19 protein-coding genes are annotated in these 17,111 nt (G+C 41.3%); 2 read left to right on the top strand and 17 right to left on the bottom strand.

Annotated elements, in window-relative coordinates; genetic code table 11:
• Positions 1 to 10: 10 nt before the first annotated feature.
• From hisG to CTY48_RS09495, 12 genes are all read right to left on the bottom strand, one after another.
• Positions 11 to 646: an ATP phosphoribosyltransferase gene (gene hisG / locus CTY48_RS09440; protein WP_099468253.1), complete on the bottom strand. Its 636-nt coding sequence runs from the start codon at positions 644 to 646 to the stop codon at positions 11 to 13.
• Positions 647 to 649: 3 nt separating this feature from the next.
• Positions 650 to 1,879: an ATP phosphoribosyltransferase regulatory subunit gene (gene hisZ / locus CTY48_RS09445; protein ID WP_099468254.1), complete on the bottom strand. Its 1,230-nt coding sequence runs from the start codon at positions 1,877 to 1,879 to the stop codon at positions 650 to 652.
• A 167-nt stretch (positions 1,880 to 2,046) separates the two neighbouring features.
• On the bottom strand, positions 2,047 to 2,580 hold the full coding sequence (locus CTY48_RS09450) for a Holliday junction resolvase RecU (protein WP_099468255.1): 534 nt from the start codon (positions 2,578 to 2,580) through the stop codon (positions 2,047 to 2,049).
• Positions 2,581 to 2,620: 40 nt separating this feature from the next.
• The gene (locus CTY48_RS09455) at positions 2,621 to 3,598 is read right to left on the bottom strand and encodes a putative ABC transporter permease (protein ID WP_099468256.1); all 978 of its coding nucleotides are present in this window, start codon (positions 3,596 to 3,598) and stop codon (positions 2,621 to 2,623) included.
• Positions 3,599 to 3,617: 19 nt separating this feature from the next.
• Positions 3,618 to 4,616 carry an RluA family pseudouridine synthase gene (locus CTY48_RS09460; protein ID WP_099468257.1) on the bottom strand — a complete coding sequence of 333 codons (999 nt, stop codon included), beginning with the start codon at positions 4,614 to 4,616 and terminating at the stop codon, positions 3,618 to 3,620.
• A gap of 36 nt (positions 4,617 to 4,652) precedes the next feature.
• Positions 4,653 to 5,381, bottom strand: a complete 729-nt coding sequence (locus tag CTY48_RS09465) for an SDR family NAD(P)-dependent oxidoreductase (RefSeq protein WP_236354864.1) — start codon at positions 5,379 to 5,381, stop codon at positions 4,653 to 4,655.
• A gap of 3 nt (positions 5,382 to 5,384) precedes the next feature.
• Positions 5,385 to 7,280: a YgiQ family radical SAM protein gene (locus CTY48_RS09470; protein WP_099468258.1), complete on the bottom strand. Its 1,896-nt coding sequence runs from the start codon at positions 7,278 to 7,280 to the stop codon at positions 5,385 to 5,387.
• On the bottom strand, positions 7,273 to 7,947 hold the full coding sequence (locus tag CTY48_RS09475; RefSeq protein ID WP_099468259.1) for an HAD family hydrolase: 675 nt from the start codon (positions 7,945 to 7,947) through the stop codon (positions 7,273 to 7,275). The genes CTY48_RS09470 and CTY48_RS09475 overlap by 8 nt, the downstream gene beginning before the upstream one ends.
• A complete protein-coding gene (locus CTY48_RS09480) occupies positions 7,947 to 8,654 on the bottom strand; it encodes a pseudouridine synthase (RefSeq protein ID WP_099468260.1) in 708 nt (235 codons plus the stop codon). The genes CTY48_RS09475 and CTY48_RS09480 overlap by 1 nt, the downstream gene beginning before the upstream one ends.
• Positions 8,655 to 8,670: 16 nt before the next feature.
• The gene (locus tag CTY48_RS09485; protein ID WP_099468261.1) at positions 8,671 to 9,486 is read right to left on the bottom strand and encodes a GTP pyrophosphokinase; all 816 of its coding nucleotides are present in this window, start codon (positions 9,484 to 9,486) and stop codon (positions 8,671 to 8,673) included.
• A gap of 142 nt (positions 9,487 to 9,628) precedes the next feature.
• Complete coding sequence (locus CTY48_RS09490) at positions 9,629 to 10,522, bottom strand: M23 family metallopeptidase (protein WP_236354867.1); 894 nt, start codon at positions 10,520 to 10,522, stop codon at positions 9,629 to 9,631.
• A 100-nt stretch (positions 10,523 to 10,622) separates the two neighbouring features.
• Positions 10,623 to 12,086 (bottom strand): aminoacyl-histidine dipeptidase, encoded by a 1,464-nt coding sequence (locus tag CTY48_RS09495; protein WP_099468262.1) that lies wholly within the window; start codon positions 12,084 to 12,086, stop codon positions 10,623 to 10,625.
• A gap of 71 nt (positions 12,087 to 12,157) precedes the next feature.
• Between CTY48_RS09495 and CTY48_RS09500 the strand changes: the two genes are divergently transcribed.
• Complete coding sequence (locus CTY48_RS09500) at positions 12,158 to 13,090, top strand: transporter (protein ID WP_099468263.1); 933 nt, start codon at positions 12,158 to 12,160, stop codon at positions 13,088 to 13,090.
• Between the two features lie 85 nt (positions 13,091 to 13,175).
• On the opposite strand, the gene CTY48_RS09505 is transcribed toward CTY48_RS09500, so the two are convergent.
• The 5 genes from CTY48_RS09505 to CTY48_RS09525 are packed head-to-tail and all read right to left on the bottom strand — an operon-like array spanning position 13,176 to position 16,524.
• Positions 13,176 to 13,763, bottom strand: coding sequence for an ATPase (locus CTY48_RS09505; RefSeq protein ID WP_099468264.1), 588 nt, complete (start codon positions 13,761 to 13,763; stop codon positions 13,176 to 13,178).
• Positions 13,764 to 13,779: 16 nt separating this feature from the next.
• A complete protein-coding gene (coaD, locus tag CTY48_RS09510) occupies positions 13,780 to 14,268 on the bottom strand; it encodes a pantetheine-phosphate adenylyltransferase (protein ID WP_099468265.1) in 489 nt (162 codons plus the stop codon).
• A 20-nt stretch (positions 14,269 to 14,288) separates the two neighbouring features.
• Complete coding sequence (rsmD, locus tag CTY48_RS09515) at positions 14,289 to 14,840, bottom strand: 16S rRNA (guanine(966)-N(2))-methyltransferase RsmD (protein ID WP_236354868.1); 552 nt, start codon at positions 14,838 to 14,840, stop codon at positions 14,289 to 14,291.
• 7 nt (positions 14,841 to 14,847) lie between these two features.
• Positions 14,848 to 15,768, bottom strand: a complete 921-nt coding sequence (locus tag CTY48_RS09520; protein ID WP_099468267.1) for a PdaC/SigV domain-containing protein — start codon at positions 15,766 to 15,768, stop codon at positions 14,848 to 14,850.
• Positions 15,769 to 15,798: 30 nt separating this feature from the next.
• A complete protein-coding gene (locus CTY48_RS09525; RefSeq protein WP_099468268.1) occupies positions 15,799 to 16,524 on the bottom strand; it encodes a TraX family protein in 726 nt (241 codons plus the stop codon).
• A 295-nt stretch (positions 16,525 to 16,819) separates the two neighbouring features.
• On the opposite strand from CTY48_RS09525, the gene CTY48_RS09530 reads away from it, so the two are divergent.
• Entirely contained in the window at positions 16,820 to 17,032 is a 213-nt protein-coding gene (locus CTY48_RS09530) for a small, acid-soluble spore protein, alpha/beta type (protein ID WP_099468269.1), read from the top strand.
• Positions 17,033 to 17,111 lie beyond the last annotated feature (79 nt).

Here is a 17,111-nt window from a genome sequence, read left to right on the forward strand (position 1 = left end):
TCCTGTCCTTTTATAAGAGTCCACGCAAATCTGTAATCAGCTTTGTAATTCTCTCGTTTTCCATCTTCATGCTTACCTGATTGACTACCATTCTGGCAGAGAGCGGGCAGATTTCCTCCAGCACATCCAAGCCGTTTTCCCGAAGTGTTGAGCCTGTCTCCACAATATCCACGATAACCTCGGCTAAGCCTACAATCGGTGCCAGTTCAATAGAGCCGTTTAACTTTATAATTTCCACCGTTTGGTGCTTTTTATTATAAAAATAGTCCTTTGCAATATTCGGATACTTTGTTGCTACTCGAATCAGGTCATGATGCTGTAATAAATCATTTGCAGATTTTGGTCCTGCCACACACATTTTACATTTTCCAAAGCCTAAATCAAGGACCTCAAAGAGACGTCTTCCTTCTTCCAAAATGGTATCCTTGCCGACAACACCGATATCGGCTGCGCCGTACTCCACATAGGTCGGAACGTCAGGAGCCTTCGCTAAGAAAAATTTAAGCTTCAGCTCTTCATTTACAAAAATCAGCTTTCTGGAATCCTTATCCTTCATCTCCTCACAGGTAATGCCGATTTGTTCAAACATGGCTAAAGTAGTTTTTGCTAAACGCCCTTTTGCAAGAGCAATCGTTATATATCTCATTCTTTAAATCTCCTTTGCCTCCAAATCAATAATACTGACTTCCTCGTCGCTCTCCATTACCATTATGACCGCATTCTGATTTCGTCTTCCGTATTCCACATAGTCTTTCTTTGTCTTATCGTCCGCCATACATATAAGCTCTACGTTTTCATTGTTTGCCCTCAAGTGAAGAGCAAGCTCAATCGCAGGCTTTTGCTGTGCCTCTTTGTATAAAAGCACCGTGTTCACATGCTTGACAGGGATATCAATATTTTGCCGCATCAACGCAGACATTAGGGTATCCAGCATGATAACAAAGCCAATCGAAGGTGCTTCCTTTCCAAACCAGGTGAGCAATTCGTTATAGCGTCCGCCCTTTGCGATTTCCTCGCCGGTTCCGTATGTATAAGCTTTGAAAATAATTCCGGTGTAATAATTATATTTGCTTAGCATTCCCAAATCAAAGGAGATATACTGTTCCAAGCCGTAGATAGAAAGTACCTCATATAATTTCTCAAGTCTCTCAACCGCCTGTATAGACTCAACATTTTCTGCAAGTCCCTTTGCTTCCTTTAGGATATCAATGGAGCCAAACAAAGTCGGAAGCTTTAAGAGCACAGCTTTTACTTCCTCTTTCACAGACAATCCTGACACTAATTCCTCAACTCCGAAATAGTTTTTAATAGAAATCAGCTCTCTGAGTGTCTGCTCTGTTTCCTCCTCAATGCCTGCTCCTGCAAGAATACCTTTGAAAAAGTCCACCTGTCCAACCTCAACCTGAAAATCCTTAAGACCTGCTTCCAAAAGTGATTGAATGACCAACGCTATCATTTCCGCATCGGCATCCACCGTATTGTCTCCAATCAATTCGGCTCCCATCTGGGTTGATTCCTTTAGCTTTCCCTGATATTCAGAATTGTTGATAAACGTATTTCCCGCATAACAGAAACGAAGCGGCATATCCTCATTCATATAGTATTTTGCCGCACATCTTGCAATCGAAGGTGTAAAATCCGGCCGTAATACAAGGGTATTTCCCTCTCTGTCAAAAAATTTATACAAGTCCTTGGAAGGAATTGTCCCGATTTCCCTGCTGAAAATATCAAAGAATTCAAAGGTTGGGGTCTGAATATCCTTATAGCCATACCGATGAAACTGTCGATGCAGGTTTTCCTGCAAAAATAGCTTTTTTTCACACTCTGAATTATAAATATCCCTTACACCCTCCGGCGTATGTAATAGCTTTTTCATCATAGACATATCCTTCCTATCTCAAATCTGTTTTTCCAACAAGATGAAGCTGTAAACAGCATCATTTGTTATGAATTATATAGTATAAAGCTTTCACTTTATCGCATTAACGTGATATCATGCTACCATATTAGCAATTTGAAATATTATAATTCATTGTACCATTATTGTCAATCCCTGAGATCCAAATCTTTTTGCATCGTTTCTAAAAAAGGAACTAAAACACCGTTACCTCCGAAAAATATGAATTGTGGGTCCAGTTCTTCATATCGAAAGCTTTTCCTGCCTCCATTTTCACTCCGCTCCCAAAATTCCTTTAGCTTTTCATAGGTTAAGTAATAAAACTCCTCTCTCGCCGAAAAATAAATGAGAATGAAAGAAAGTCCCCCCTGCCTTTCAAACTCCTCCATAAAGTTCACCTGATGTTCATGGATATTTTGCAGAGCAAAGGTGTCCTTTACACATTCCTTCGCATCAAAGCAGACCGGTATCCCCTGCACCGCTCCGATATAGTCAACGGTACTTTTCTGCTCAAAATAGGCAAGTGTAATATGGCGATTCTCCTTGTCAATTTTGATTGGCGTAATCGGCGTCGGTATTTTTTGTATCAGACAAAGTCCCGACTCTCTGTATTTTTCTATTGTTCTGTTTATGAGTTCTTCAAAAGTTGAACCCCTTAATCCTCTTGAGTTCCAAGACGGCATATTATCACCATTTCTTTATATTGTAGGTACTGAACAGCTGCTATTTTTTCTTTCTTTTTGACTCCACTGCTTCTTTTACGTTTTCAAGTGCCTCATAAAATCTCTTTGAGGTAGCACCCGGATTACGTCTCAGCAGCCGACCGGATGAAAAACTTACTTTTTCAACTAAGGACTGGTATCTGCCCAGCTCCTCCTCGAGCTTTCCTTTCAATTTATCCATCTCCGGCAAGCTTATATTTCCTTTTATAGACTGCATCACATATTCCTTTGTTGCATGGATATCCTCTGCAAGCTCCCCCTTCTTGTCTGCGAGCTGCTCTGCTATATGCACCTTTGTGTCACTTAGCTGCCCAGCTATGTGCTCTTTTGTATCACTAAGCTGCTCTGCTATGTACTCCTTTGTATCACTGAGCTGTTCTGCAATTGCATCCTTCTTCTCCTTAATCTGGTGCTGCAAGGAGGCAATTTCCTCTTTCGCCTTTGTGAGTGCGATAAGCACAATACGCAAATCCCATGCATCCTTTGCAGAAGTTGCAGCATCAATCATGAATATTACGGTAATTACAAAAACAGCAACAAATAATACTGTCTCATTCATCGAAAGCACCGCACGTTCAATCGGCAGATGAATGACCTCCGCCATGAGTACTGACAGGAAGCCCCAGCAAATCGTACTGCTCAGACAAATATATCCTTTGATATGAAACCGCTGGTTACTGTAATCCCAATACTTTACCTTAAATACCGTTTCCATCAAGGCACCCACCACATATTCAAGCAAGGTGGCACCCACCATACCCATTACAAATTCAAGCACAATATGTCCGCGGACAGGATAGGTTGCAATGAGCATCATAATAGCGCCCTCGCCATAGATTGGTATCATTGGCCCTTTTAGAAAGCCCCGGTTTACAGGTTTCTTTGATTTTAATGAAACATAGGTAGATTCAAATACCCAGCCAAACACACAATATATGTAAAAAAATAAGATCCATTCCAATATCCGATATGAAAACATGATACCCCTCCTGCCTCATTTATAATAAGCTGTTATCCGAGAAAATTTCCCTCAGCCGTTCCTTCTGTATCACACTGTAAATTTCCGGCGGCTTGGCAACAATGACCATCTCGGACAGTTCCAGAAATGGCTCCTTCATAACAGGAAGCTCTAGCCTGTAAGAGTGAAGAAGCTGTGACGCTACCTTATATTTCTTTTTATATGCATCGTTTACAAAACGCTCTCCGTATTTATAATCGCCGATGATACTATGTCCCACAGAAGCAAGATGGGCGCGTATCTGATGGGAACGTCCGGTCAGAAGCTTGACCTCCAAAAGGGTAACATCCTCGCCGCAGGCAATCGGCGTATATTCCGTTTTGATGTAGGAAGAACCTTCTCTCTCCTTTTTTTCTATCGTAACCTTGTTTGTCTTTTCATTTTTATACAGCCAGCCTTCAATCAGCTGCTTTTCCCGAATCACTCCGTTTACGATACAGCGGTAATACTTGTGAAGCTCCCTGCTCTGCAAAAGCCTTGACATTTCCTGTAAGCCTGCAAGCGTTTTTCCAGCTATGACAATGCCGCTTGTATTTCGGTCCAGACGGTTGCAGACTGCCGGGCGAAAAGTCTTTAGCTCCTCCTGCGTGATTTTCTTTGTATCAAGCAGATAGGAAAGAATAAATTCATTCAAGGATACATCGGAAGGCTTCGCTTTTTGCGACAGCATTCCGACAGGCTTGTTAATCATCAGTACGTGCTCATTCTCATAAATAATATCCAGCCTTATATCAGGTCTTTGCACCTTGACTGTCCTCTGCTCCGAGAATTTTTCAATTGTCTCGTCCGCCAGAAACAGCTTAACTTCGTCGCCTTCTTGCAGCTTTTCACTGCCGTCTGCCTTTTTTCCGTTCAATGTAATATTCTTTTTTCGAAGCATTTTGTAGAAAAAGCTCTTTGGCGCCTTGTTCATGTACTTCGCCAACAGCTTATCCAACCTCTGTCCCGCTTCATTTTGCTTCACAACTATATTTTGCATGGTTACCTCACTTGATTAGGAAATTCAAATTCCTGTTTATAAAAAACGTGCCATCAGCCTTAAAAGCCTGATAGAAATACCATATATCGAAATACTCCTTTTACGAGCCGAGTCCTTTAATGCCTTTTTCACAACCTGATCCGATTTTGCAAGAAAAAGTGTTTTATATGCCGGCATTTTCCCTCCTGCATCCGATATCGCAAAAAACTCGGTATCCACCGGTCCGGGACAAACTGCCGTCACTGTAATTTTCCGTTCTTTTAGTTCTCGGTTTAAAGCCCTTGAAAAGCTTAACACATAAGCCTTACTCGCTGAGTAAACCGCAAAGCCCGCTTGCGGAAGAAATGCCGCTGCGGAGGCAATCTGCAATATCCTGCTGCCTTCACGCATATAAGGGATGCACAGGTAGGTGAGCTTTGTCAAACTTTTGCAGTTTATCTCAACCATTCCTACCTCTTCCTCATACGCCGCCTCAGCAAAATCTTTGCGTATGCCATATCCGGCACTGTTGACAAGCACTCTGATATCGGGATTTTCTGCCTTCAGCAGCCCTCTTAATTCCTCAATCTGCTCCTCTGCCGACAAATCCATCGCAATGATTTTTACCGGCTTTTTCGTCTTTTCTTTCAGGCTCTTTAGTCTTTTTTCTCGTCTGGCAATGACCCATATCTCTTCAATATCATCTTTCTTATCAAGCTGTTTCACAAACTCTCTTCCAAGTCCTGACGAGGCTCCGGTCACAACTGCGATTTTCATTTCTGCCATCTGTTATCTTCCCTTTTTCTTGTGGACATTTCGAATGGTTTTCTTTTTCACAGGCTTTTTCTCTTCCTGCTTTCTGGCTGCTCCTTGATAGGATTTTTCACTCTTTTTCGGTCTGATCAGGCACTTTTTATCAAAACCGATTAAATCGGTTCGTTTTGCAAGCGTCAGCGCCTCCACGACCAAATCATAGTTTTTCGGATTACGGTATTGAATGAGTGCCCTCTGCATTGCCTTTTCATGGGGATTGGTCGGCACATACACCTTTTCCATTGTCCTTGGATCCAAACCTGTGTAATACATACAAGTCGATATCGTGGACGGAGTGGGATAAAAGTCCTGCACCTGCTCCGGCATATAGCCCAAGTCTCTCAAATATTCTGCGAGACGTACTGCCTCCTTCATCGTTGAACCCGGATGAGAGGACATTAAGTACGGCACGACAAACTGTTTTTTTCCAAGCTTTTCATTTGTCTGCTTAAATTTCTTTAAAAACTTTTCATAGACGCTGTTTTCCGGTTTTCCCATCTTGCTCAGCACCGCATCAGCAACATGCTCCGGTGCCACCTTTAGCTGTCCGCTTACATGATGTTCGCAAAGTTCCTCAAAAAACTCATTATTCTCATCGTTGATTAAATAATCAAAGCGGATTCCCGAACGGATAAACACCTTTTTCACATTCGGAAGCTCGCGCAGCTCACGAAGTAAGGATAGATAATCTTTATGGTCAACCTTCAAATTATTGCAAGGCTTCGGAAACAGGCACTGCTTGTTTGAACAAACACCTTTCGTCATCTGCTTCTCACATGACGTATGTCTGAAATTCGCCGTCGGTCCGCCTACATCGTGGATATAGCCCTTGAAATCCTTATCCCAGACGATTTGATTTCCCTCTGAAAGAATGGACTCATGACTTCGCACCTGAATGATTCTTCCCTGATGGAAGGTCAGCGCACAAAAATTACAGCCGCCAAAGCAGCCTCGGTTGCTTATAATACTGAATTTCACTTCCTCAATCGCCGGAACACCGCCAAGCTTCTCATAGCTTGGGTGATAAGTTCGCATATAAGGAAGGGAATAGGTTCTGTCCATCTCCTGCTCAGTGAGAGGCTTGGAAGCGGGATTTTGCACAACATACAAGCTGTCGCTGTACTTTTCAATCAGCCGCTTTCCCGTAAAGGGATCTGTGTTTGTATACTGTATATAAAAGCTCTTCGCATAATTTTCTTTATTTTTTAATAAATCGGCATACTCCGGAAGCTCAATCGCATCATAGACGCTCTCCTTGCTCTTCGTCTTATAGACGCTTCCGTCCAAAAATGTGACATCCTTGATATCAAGTCCGCTGTTTAACGCATCCGCCATTTCTACGATGGAGCGCTCTCCCATTCCGTATAAAATCAAATCCGCCCCGGAATCCAAAAGCAGAGATCGTTTCATACTGTTTGCCCAGTAGTCATAGTGTGCGAGTCGGCGTAAGCTTCCCTCAATACCGCCCACGATAATCGGCTTGCTTTTATAGCTCTGTCTGATTAAATTACAATAAACAATCGTTGCATTATCCGGTCTTTTCCCCATGATACCGCCGGGCGTGAAAGCGTCGGTCACACGTCTTTTCTTGGAAACAGAATAATGATTTACCATCGAATCCATATTTCCTGCGCTCACAAGAAAGCCAAGCCTTGGCTCCCCCAAAATATTGATGCTGTTTTTATCCTTCCAGTCAGGCTGTGAGATAATACCCACCGTGTAACCGTTTGCCTCCAGCACACGGCTTACAATGGCATGCCCAAAGGATGGGTGATCGACATAGGCATCTCCTATCACATAGACAAAATCCAACTGCTCTATTTCTCTGCTTTCCATATCAGCTCTGCTGATTGGCAAAAACCCTTTACTCATCTGCTAATACCTCATAGGTTCCTTCTAATACTTCTTGAAATGTATTTATGTAATAATCCGCTAACTTTCGTTTTTTTACTTCCTGATCCTTTGAAAAATCATCATATATCGTACAAACTCTCATATTAGCATTTTTTCCTGCCAAAATCCCCATCGGGATGTCCTCAAATACAAGACAGTCCTCCGGTCTTACATGGAGGCGCTTTGCCGTCGCCAGATAAATATCCGGGGAAGGCTTTCCTGCATTTACTTCACACGCAGTCGTCACGGTATCGAACAGATGCTCAATGTGCTTCGCCTTTAGAACTCCTTGCACAAGCTCGTTGGAATTGCTTGTGGAGATACCGGTCTTGATTTTATTTTCTTTTAGGTATTGAAGAAAGCCAAGCGCTCCTTCCTTCAGCTGCACACAGGTCGTGTAGTGTTCATATGCCATCTGATTCCAGATGCCTTTAATCTCCTCAACCGATTCTTTAAACTGAAAACGGTTTTTAAAATACTGTGCCGTCTCCGTAAAGCTCATTCCTTCAATGCTGTTTTGCAAATCACCCGGAAGCTCAATTCCGTAGCCTCCCAAAAACTGTATATCAATCTCTTTCCACACGGACATGGAGTCAATCAAGGTACCGTCCAAATCAAACAGTACCGCTTTTACATTATCTAACATTATGTTCTCCTTAACAACTCAATCTCTTCTTTTGTCAGTTCTCTATATTCTCCCGGCTTTAGCTTTTCATCGAGCCGTAAGCCGCCTATCTGTATCCTTTTTAAAAATATTACTTTTTTATCTACCGCCTCAAACATTCTCTTGACCTGATGAAAGCGTCCCTCCTGTATCGTAAGCTCAATCTCTGAAATCTCACCCGCCTGGATTATGACAAGCTGCGCCGGCATCGTTGGCTTTTCATCCTGAATGTCAAGCCCCTCGGAAAACCGTTTAACGTCCTCGTCTGTCACAAGCCCCTCCACCTTTGCATAATACATCTTATCAACGTGCTTTCTAGGGGAAAGCATGTCATGGGAGAGCACTCCGTCATTTGTGATGATAAGAAGCCCTTCCGTATCCTTGTCAAGCCTTCCGACGGGAAACAAATCCGCCCGCTTTTTATCTTTAATCAGCTCGATTACCGTCTTTGATACATTGTCCTTCGTTGCCGATACCACCCCTTGGGGCTTATTCAGCATAAAATATTCAAAAGCAGTATATTGAACAGGAGTTTTTTTATATTCCACAATATCTGTTTCCAAGTCAAGCTTTTGCTCAGGCTTGTCTGCCTTCTCACCGTTAATCGTGATAAGTCCCTTTTTCACATACTGCTTTACCTGACTTCTGCTTCCGACTCCTGCCTCTGCCAAAAATTTATCTAATCTCATATTTACTCCAATATCATTAGCTTATATCTCTTGTTATCGCCTGCGCCCGATATCCCTCGGCTATGATGTCTAATTGCTTGTTAAAACGTCTTAGCTGGTCTACATCCTCAGTCTTATATATCTTATAAAATTCATCCTGAATTTTGCTGACTTCCCTCTTATTTGCTACCTTGTATAAATTTTGGATGTTGTTTAAAATATCCGCCACCACATTCGCTTTAATCTGGAAAGAATTCTGGGCGTCCATAATCTCACTGCGCACAGACGACATCTCACTGTCCAGCACGCGCACAGCATCTGCTGCACTGCTCAGTCTCTCCTTGATATGCTCGGGCATATTTTTCTTATACTTGTATTGAAGAGAATGCTCCACTGTCGCCCAAAAATCCATTGCAAGGGTGCGAATTTGAATTTCTACCTGCAGCCTTTTTGTACCGTTTATCGTATACACATCATAGAAAATAATCAGATGATAGCTGCGATAGCCGCTCTCCTTCACATTGTCCAGATAATCCTTTACAAGCTTTATTTCCATGTCCTTGCGGTTTTCAATCAATTCCACAACACGGTAAATATCCTCCTCAAACTGGCATATAATTCGTAATCCCGCAATATCCTCAACCTTTTCCTCAAGGTCCTCAAACGGTATTTTTTTCTTCTGCATTTTTTCCAATATACTCGAAATAGTTTTTACCCTTCCCGTTACCTGCTCAATCGGGGAATAAAGTCCATTTTCTTTATGTTCCTTAATCAAGTGGCGGAACTTGAGTATCAGTTCATTCACCGCCAATTCATATGGATTTAGCAATTCTCTCCACAATTGTATTTCCATAAATCCCTCTCCTTTACTTCCCTAATGCCTTTCATTCAATCAATTAATTATAAATTGCTTCGCAATTTAGAGCATCCCATCCGGGTTATAATGTCTATCGACATTATAACATACCCACAATTTCATGTCACTCTTAATCATTTCAATAGGAATAGCTTAATTTTTTATCCTCCAGATATCGCAAAATCCAGTATGGATTGATGCTTTCCTCCCCCGTATTCTCCGTATCAATATAAATTCCTACATGCAGGTGAACATCGAAATTCCCTGTCGTCCCTTCCTCTCCATAGCCTGAATTACCCATATAGCCAAGAAACTCGCCCGCTGTGACAGACTCACCTTCCTTTATATTTTCTGCATAGGAATCCAGATGAGCATAATATAGATAAGCGCCCTTCGGCGTCCTGACACCGATACGCCAGCCGCCCTTCTCCAGCCAGCCAAGCTTCTCCACGACACCGTCACTCATACTGACAACCGGATAAAGTCCTGCTTCATTGATGCCTGCCATAATATCCGTTCCTTCATGAAAACGCTTACCGCCGTAGGTTCTCTCTGCCAGCCACGAATTCTCAAAACTGACTGTCGCCTTTTCGTTTTTGCTGGACATGGGTACCGGAAAATATACCACATCGGACCATATCATATCATAGAAGCCGACAAGTCTCTCAAGATCTGCCTGCCTTTTCCCTGCCTTATAGGAATAGCTTGCCTCATATTCTGCAATATCATAGGTTTTAAAGTCGCTGTTGGTCAAATCAAAGTTGTTGTCTAGCATGAAGATAGTGAGAAGCTTTGGAAGCTCTATCTTCTCCTCGCCTTCCCACCCCTTTATTTTTTCCAATACTCCCTCTGATAAATTCATGCTTCGAAACTCCATCGTCTCCTCCACATGCTCCGTCAGATTTTTAATACCGGTCATCCGGTAAAGCATATTTTCAAGCGATACGATATAGATACAGCAAAGAAGCAAAAAGAGCACTAATATATAAATATATTTGGCTTTTAATTTTCGATTTGAAATCCCAGAAATCACTTCACAATCCAACCTAAAAGTGCCATTATTTATATATATGCTCTTTTTATAAAAATTAGTCGTAAACTGTTTCGTGCCTTAACAGTCACAACCGGTATACTTACATTTGTCCAAACTCTGTTACAACCTTTCGAAGGAATGTCCAATAGCGTTCCACAGACTGCACATTCATTCTCTCTTTCGGCGTATGGATGTCAAACACCTCCGGTCCAAGGGAAATCGCATCTAAGCCTTCTATTTTTTCACAGAACAGCCCGCATTCAAGCCCTGCATGAATGGCTTCAATCTGCGGTTTTACACCAAACTGTTCCTCATATTTGCCTGCCATATAGTCTCTCAGTTTGGAGTCCTTCTTGTAAGGCCATGCCGGATACTCACCATTTACACTGTATTCGCCGCCCAAAAACTCTGTGATATATTGAAGCTGGCTGCTAAGAGCCTGCTTTTCTGAATTGACAGAGCTTCTGACAGAGAAGGTCATCTTGCATTTCTCCTTGTCAAGCGTTAAAATCCCCATATTCAGGGAGGTCTGTACCAATCCCTTAATGTCGCTGCTCATATTCTGCACCCCGTTTGGCAGATTCATAAGCATAAACTGAACAAACTCCTTGCTCTTTGGTGTGAGCATATCTGCTGTTGCAACTCCATCCTTTTTCGCCGCCATCGCAGCACCCGGATCGTTTGTCGCAAATTCATTTTTCAGTATCTTGTCAAACTCTGCAACCGTCTCCTCTAAAAGAGTGCAGTCTTTCTCTTCGATAAACAGCTCCGCAACCGTCTCTCTTGGAATTGCATTGTCCTTTGAGCCACCGTTTAATGAGATAACACCATAATGTAACACATTCCCTAAATAATATAAAAAGCGTCCCATCAGCTTGTTTGAATTTCCTCTGTATTTGTCAATCTCCGCACCGGAATGTCCGCCCTGAAGCCCTGTCACCTTCACCGTATACTTTGTCATCGTCTCCTCATGATATTCCACAGGAAGCTCACATTCTGAAGTCATACCGCCTGCACAGGATGTAAGGAACATTCCTTCCACATCAGAATCAATGTTGATTAAGTACTTTCCTTTCAGCGAGGACAGATCAATCGCTGACGCACCCAAAAGTCCAATTTCCTCATCCGTCGTCAAAACAATTTCAAGTCTTGGATGAGCCAGTTTTTCATCCGCAAGCAATGCAAGCGAATATGCCACCGCCACACCGTCATCAGCTCCAAGCGTCGTGCCCTTCGCACTCAAAAAATTGTCATGAAGCTCAAGCGTCAGACCCTCTTTTTCAAAATCAATTTCATAGTCCAGCTCTTTTTCGCACACCATATCTAAATGTCCCTGGATGATGACAGCAGGGACATTCTCATAACCTGCGCTTGCCTCTTTGATGATAATTACATTGTTTGAAGCATCCTGCATGTATTCCAGATTATGTGCCTTTGCAAAGCTCACACAGTAATCGCTGATTCCTTTTGTGTTTCGTGAGCCACGCGGAATCGCCGAAATCTCCTTGAAATATTTATAAAATTCCTTTGGTTCTAGTTCTTCTATCGTCTTGATCGTGCTCATACAAACCTGCCTCCGTATTCATATTCTTTTTGTTTTTTTAATATATTGTAAAAAACTAAGAGAGCATTCCTTTGAAAAAAACAATCTATACTCTCATAATTCTCAGTATATTCCTCTTTATTTTTTTATATCCGTCTGAGTCTGTCAGTGCCTCAAAGGGCGGCCTGCTTCTCTGGTTTAATGTCATTATCCCAAATCTTCTGCCTTTTATGATATTATCCAATCTTATTATTGCCTTCAATGCAGCTTCCTATATTACATTTTTCTTTGCCCCTGTCTTAAAGCTTTTGTTCGGCATCAGCAGGGAAGGCAGCTATGCCGTTATCACCGGCTTTTTATGCGGCTATCCGATGGGTGCTAAGGTAACAGCCGACCTCGTGACCAACCAAAAAATTTCCAAATCAGAAGGAACCTTTCTCTTAGGGTTTTGCAACAACGTTAGTCCTGTTTTCATCATCAACTATGTTGTGTACGAGACCTTTCAAAGCTCCGCACTGTTAAAGCCTGTCTTTCTTATTTTGTATGCTTCACCGCTTTTATGTGCTGTTTTGTTACGTGTTTTATTTTACCGTCACTCTTTTTCAGACGAAAAACGCTTTTCTCTTTCCAGCTGCTATGTCAATGCAGACTTTAAAATGATTGATAACGCCATTATGAACGGTTTTGAGACAATCACAAAGCTTGGCGGGTATATTATATTATTTGCCATTCTGTCTCAGATGCTCGTTCATTTACCGCCCGCTCATTCTTTTCTGAAATATTGGCTGATTTCCTTGACTGAGATTACAAATGGAATCTCGGTTGTTGCTTCCTCAGCCCTATCCTTTGAGAAAAAGTTTCTCATCGTACTCTCCTGCGTATCCTTTGGCGGAATTTCCTGCGTTGCGCAGACGCAGAGTATGATAAAAGGCTCCGGTCTCTCCATCAAAAGCTATCTGTTTGCCAAGGTACTTAACATGGGCATCACCGCAGTTCTCTGTACCGTCTACCTGTTTACCAGATAGGAAATTCCCATCTGGCAAAGCAGACTTATCCGCTTAAAAAGTGCCAAAATCTTACAGTAAGATTCCGACACTTATTATGTATACGTTATTCCTGCTCCAGCAGCTCTTCCGCTATCTCCTCTGCTTCCTCTTCCTGCGGAGGGGCAAGCTCTACCCGGTTCGCATTTACAATATCATAGCAATCCTGTAAGGATTTCATAAGATTCTCATATTTTGCAGTGCTTGTATTGATAGTATGACTGATAATTCCCTGCAAATTTGCAAGCATATCATCGGTATACTGTATCGCACCAAGTCTTATATTGTTTGCATCAATTGTTGCATTATCCAGAATTTCCTGCGCCTGGTTGGTTGCAATCATTACAATCTCATTTGCCTGCGCATACGCCTGCTGCATAATTTCATGCTCGTTAATCAATTCGTTTGTATGTACGGTAGCCTGCGCGATAATCGAATCAGCTCTTGCCTGCGCATCTGCCAAAATGGCTTCTTTGTTGTTAATAATCTTCTGATATCTCTTTATCTCATCAGGTGTCTTTAATCTCAGTTCCGTGAGGAGTTCATCAATTTCTTCCTTATTTACTATTATTTTTGTATTGGATAACGGCTGATATTTACAGCCATTGATATATTCCTCTATCTCTTCAATAATCTGCTCAATTTTACTGCTCACAATACTTCACTCCTTATTATTTTTTATCAATTCCATATTTTTCATACATTTTTTCCGCAACTTTTTTCGGCACAAACTTGGTAATATCCCCTCCAAAGCTTGCAACTTCCCTCACTGTTGTCGAACTTAGGTAAGAATATTCTAACCTTGCCGTCAAAAACATGGTATCCGCTTCCGGATATAGTACATGATTTGTCTGTGCTAACTGCAATTCATATTCAAAGTCTGTGATGGCACGCAACCCCCTTACCACAACAGATGCTTCTACTTCCTTCACAAAATCCACTAAAAGCCCACTGTACGATACCACCTTAATGTTGGAAATATCCGCAGTTGCCTCCTTTAACATATTAACACGTTCCTCCACGGAAAACAACGGGCTTTTTGACGTGTTATTCAAAACTCCTACATATAACTCACCGAACAAATCTGCCGATCTTTTAATAATATCCAAATGTCCATAGGTAACCGGATCAAAGCTACCCGGATAAATTGCTCTGTTCATCTTTACCTCTTTTCCCAATTTCACTGCATTTCAAGAAAGATATGCATGCTGGTCTTATATTCTTTTCTCTGCACAATTCGAAATCCTAAATCTTCCGCGTAGTCAAACCGGGTTTCCAAAGATGCTTCTACAATTATAACACTTGTCTTGTCGATAAGGGAAGAACTTTTCAAATATTCTAATACCTGTTTTTCCAATAACTGATTATAAGGGGGGTCCATAAAAATATAGTCAAACACATATTTTCCCTCTAACCTTCTCAGTGCCGTGAGTACATCGGAAGGTATCAGCTGCGCATTGCTCTTTAATTTTGTGTGTTCCAGATTATATTCGATAACCGAAACGGCTTCCCTGCCGTTCTCTACAAAAACCGCTTCCTTCGCTCCTCTGCTGAGCGCTTCAATTCCGATTTGACCGCTCCCTGCAAATAAATCCAGAAACGTCGCTCCTTCCAGATAAGGATTCAGCATATTAAATAGTGTTTCCTTGATTCTGTCGCTTGTCGGTCTCGTCGCGTCTCCCGAAACGGTTTGTAAATTATGTCTTCTCGCTGTTCCTGCTATTACTCTCATAGTCTCCTCATTCTTCTTTTCCATCTTCTGGTTTTGCTTCAAATTCAATTTTAAATATATTTTCTGTCTTTAACGGAATGTAAGCCTTAAGCGTTCCTTCCTGATAAGGGATAACCATGTTTGGATTATAGAAAAAATTAATATTTTTATCATCCATATAAACTTCAGTATATTGAGTATTCTCAAGTATCTCCTCCTGATAATAGCTCTTTATTCTGTCTTCTATCTGCTCCGAAGCCATAAATGCCTGTCCGATCAACTGGGCAATCTCCTCATCTGTTCCTGCAAGAATATCTCCAATCGCCAGACGCTGCCCCGTACTTAACAGAAAAACATATCCGGTGGAATAAGAATTTTCCGCGCCTGTTTCATAATACCGCTCATTGAAGCTTTGAAGGATGGAAAGAATTCCGTTTTTATTATAGGTTACCTCAAAGCTAACCTTGTATTCACTGTACACTAAATCGGCAGTGCTATTCTCCGAAGCCGTTTCTTCGTCCAGCTCCTGTGCATTGTCTGCCGCATATGTGTCATTCTCCTCATATAATGCCTGTGCTGCCTCTCTGAAAAATTCATTGATTTTATCAATTCCTTCCTCCTTGGAAGTATTCTGAATTACCGGATAATCAATTCTTACCTGCGATACGGCTTCACCATTTTTGTCCAGATAGCTGTTTTCCATCGTTTCTGTCGTGAATTCTATCGGATCTCTCTCAATCGGCTCTTCTTTTATGATATCAGCAATGATGTCCTCAAGTACCGGAGCATCACTGCTGTCTGTTTCATTTCCTTCTTCTGTGACAATTTCTGTGTCTTCCTCTTGGGTAACCGGCAAATCATCTATGGTTTCAACTGTATTCTGCTTCGTCTCAAAAGAGCAGCCGGTTATCATCAAGCAAACAGCAATGAACATAACAGTCTTTTTCATATATTTTTCCTCCGTTTACTCTCTTTTCTATTATATTAGTAGCTGTGACACCGCATAAATAAGCAATAAATGCACAGGATAGAAAAGGTAAAAGAAATATTTCAGATTGATTCCTCTTTTTCCGTTATAAAGTGTAATCGGAATAAAGGCAATCGGGGCGGTAATCTCCCATAAGATTGCAAAGGAACAGATAATATTTCTCCATTTGATTTTATCATGCAGGACATATAACAGTAAAATAAATACCACTCCAAAGCCTGCATAGTCAGTTCTTAAAATAATTGCCACCGCAATTCCGGCAAACATGGATAAAATTCTAAGTACTTTATTATTTTCAAAATATTTCACCGCCATTAAGGTGAGTAAGCCGATAAATAGAGTAAAGAATACATTTTGGTACGTTATCTCCAAAATCTGGCGCTTGAATGCCAAGTCAAACGGTATCTCTGAGATAAGAGCAAATAAAAATAGTCTCATCGCATATTTCTTGACATTACTTGTATGTAAAAAGCCTTCCACCAGTAAAAAACAAAAGATAGGAAATGCGATTCTTCCAATCAATCTCAATATAGTATCTATATCGGAAATAGGTGAATTCGTATCATAATAAGCTGGCAGCTGTTCTAATATTCCAGCTCCGATATGGTCAATAAACATCGTTACAATCGCTATCAGTTTTAATGTACTGCCGCTCAAACCTTCCCTGTCCGGCACCGCTTTCGCCTGACCTGTTTTGCTAACTCCTTGATTTACCATGTCATACCCTCCATAAAAGTATTTGCTTTTATATCCTACCATTATACGCAAAAACATACAACTATCTTTTGGGTTTTTTTTAATTTTCACTTCCGGCATTTTTTGTCAAAACATGCAACAACTTCTAGATTATTCCCGTTATAATCGCACATAATATCACTGTAACCACTTAACAAATTAAATCCAAAAAAGTTTGTTAGGTAAAAACAAATCAAAGAACTTTCGTCGGCAATATTAGTACTGTATCTCACAGTGTTGATATTACCAAATAAGACGAAAGCGAAACGGAGGTTTTATTATGACAAGTTCAAGTAATTCTGCATCAGTACCTGAAGCAAAAGGCGCTTTAAACAAATTCAAGTATGAAGTAGCTAACGAATTGGGTGTTCCATTAACAGATGGTTATAATGGTAACCTTACTTCAAAACAGAACGGCTCAGTAGGTGGTTACATGGTTAAGAAGATGATTGAGGAACAGGAAAGACAGATGGCTGGTAAGTCTCTTTAATCCTAATTACCAATCAGTAACCGGAGCGTAAGCTTGACAAAGATGATGAATTAACAGAAATCCCACAGGAAAGTTTTCC

It is taken from the genome of Konateibacter massiliensis (assembly GCF_900184995.1).
Taxonomy (GTDB): Bacteria; Bacillota; Clostridia; order Lachnospirales; family Lachnospiraceae; genus Lachnotalea; species Lachnotalea massiliensis.

Excerpts from the sequence above, each read along its gene's own strand:
- rsmD (WP_236354868.1), bottom strand. The coding sequence starts at position 14,840 with ATGAGAGTAATAGCAGGAACAGCGAGAAGACATAATTTACAAACCGTT.
- CTY48_RS09485 (WP_099468261.1), bottom strand. The coding sequence starts at position 9,486 with ATGGAAATACAATTGTGGAGAGAATTGCTAAATCCATATGAATTGGCG.
- CTY48_RS09475 (WP_099468259.1), bottom strand. The coding sequence starts at position 7,947 with ATGTTAGATAATGTAAAAGCGGTACTGTTTGATTTGGACGGTACCTTG.
- CTY48_RS09455 (WP_099468256.1), bottom strand. The coding sequence starts at position 3,598 with ATGTTTTCATATCGGATATTGGAATGGATCTTATTTTTTTACATATAT.
- CTY48_RS09460 (WP_099468257.1), bottom strand. The coding sequence starts at position 4,616 with ATGCAAAATATAGTTGTGAAGCAAAATGAAGCGGGACAGAGGTTGGAT.
- CTY48_RS09495 (WP_099468262.1), bottom strand. The coding sequence starts at position 12,086 with ATGAGCACGATCAAGACGATAGAAGAACTAGAACCAAAGGAATTTTAT.
- coaD (WP_099468265.1), bottom strand. The coding sequence starts at position 14,268 with ATGAACAGAGCAATTTATCCGGGTAGCTTTGATCCGGTTACCTATGGA.
- CTY48_RS09470 (WP_099468258.1), bottom strand. The coding sequence starts at position 7,280 with ATGAGTAAAGGGTTTTTGCCAATCAGCAGAGCTGATATGGAAAGCAGA.
- hisG (WP_099468253.1), bottom strand. The coding sequence starts at position 646 with ATGAGATATATAACGATTGCTCTTGCAAAAGGGCGTTTAGCAAAAACT.
- hisZ (WP_099468254.1), bottom strand. The coding sequence starts at position 1,879 with ATGATGAAAAAGCTATTACATACGCCGGAGGGTGTAAGGGATATTTAT.
- CTY48_RS09450 (WP_099468255.1), bottom strand. The coding sequence starts at position 2,580 with ATGCCGTCTTGGAACTCAAGAGGATTAAGGGGTTCAACTTTTGAAGAA.
- CTY48_RS09465 (WP_236354864.1), bottom strand. The coding sequence starts at position 5,381 with ATGGCAGAAATGAAAATCGCAGTTGTGACCGGAGCCTCGTCAGGACTT.
- CTY48_RS09520 (WP_099468267.1), bottom strand. The coding sequence starts at position 15,768 with ATGAAAAAGACTGTTATGTTCATTGCTGTTTGCTTGATGATAACCGGC.
- CTY48_RS09480 (WP_099468260.1), bottom strand. The coding sequence starts at position 8,654 with ATGAGATTAGATAAATTTTTGGCAGAGGCAGGAGTCGGAAGCAGAAGT.
- CTY48_RS09525 (WP_099468268.1), bottom strand. The coding sequence starts at position 16,524 with ATGGTAAATCAAGGAGTTAGCAAAACAGGTCAGGCGAAAGCGGTGCCG.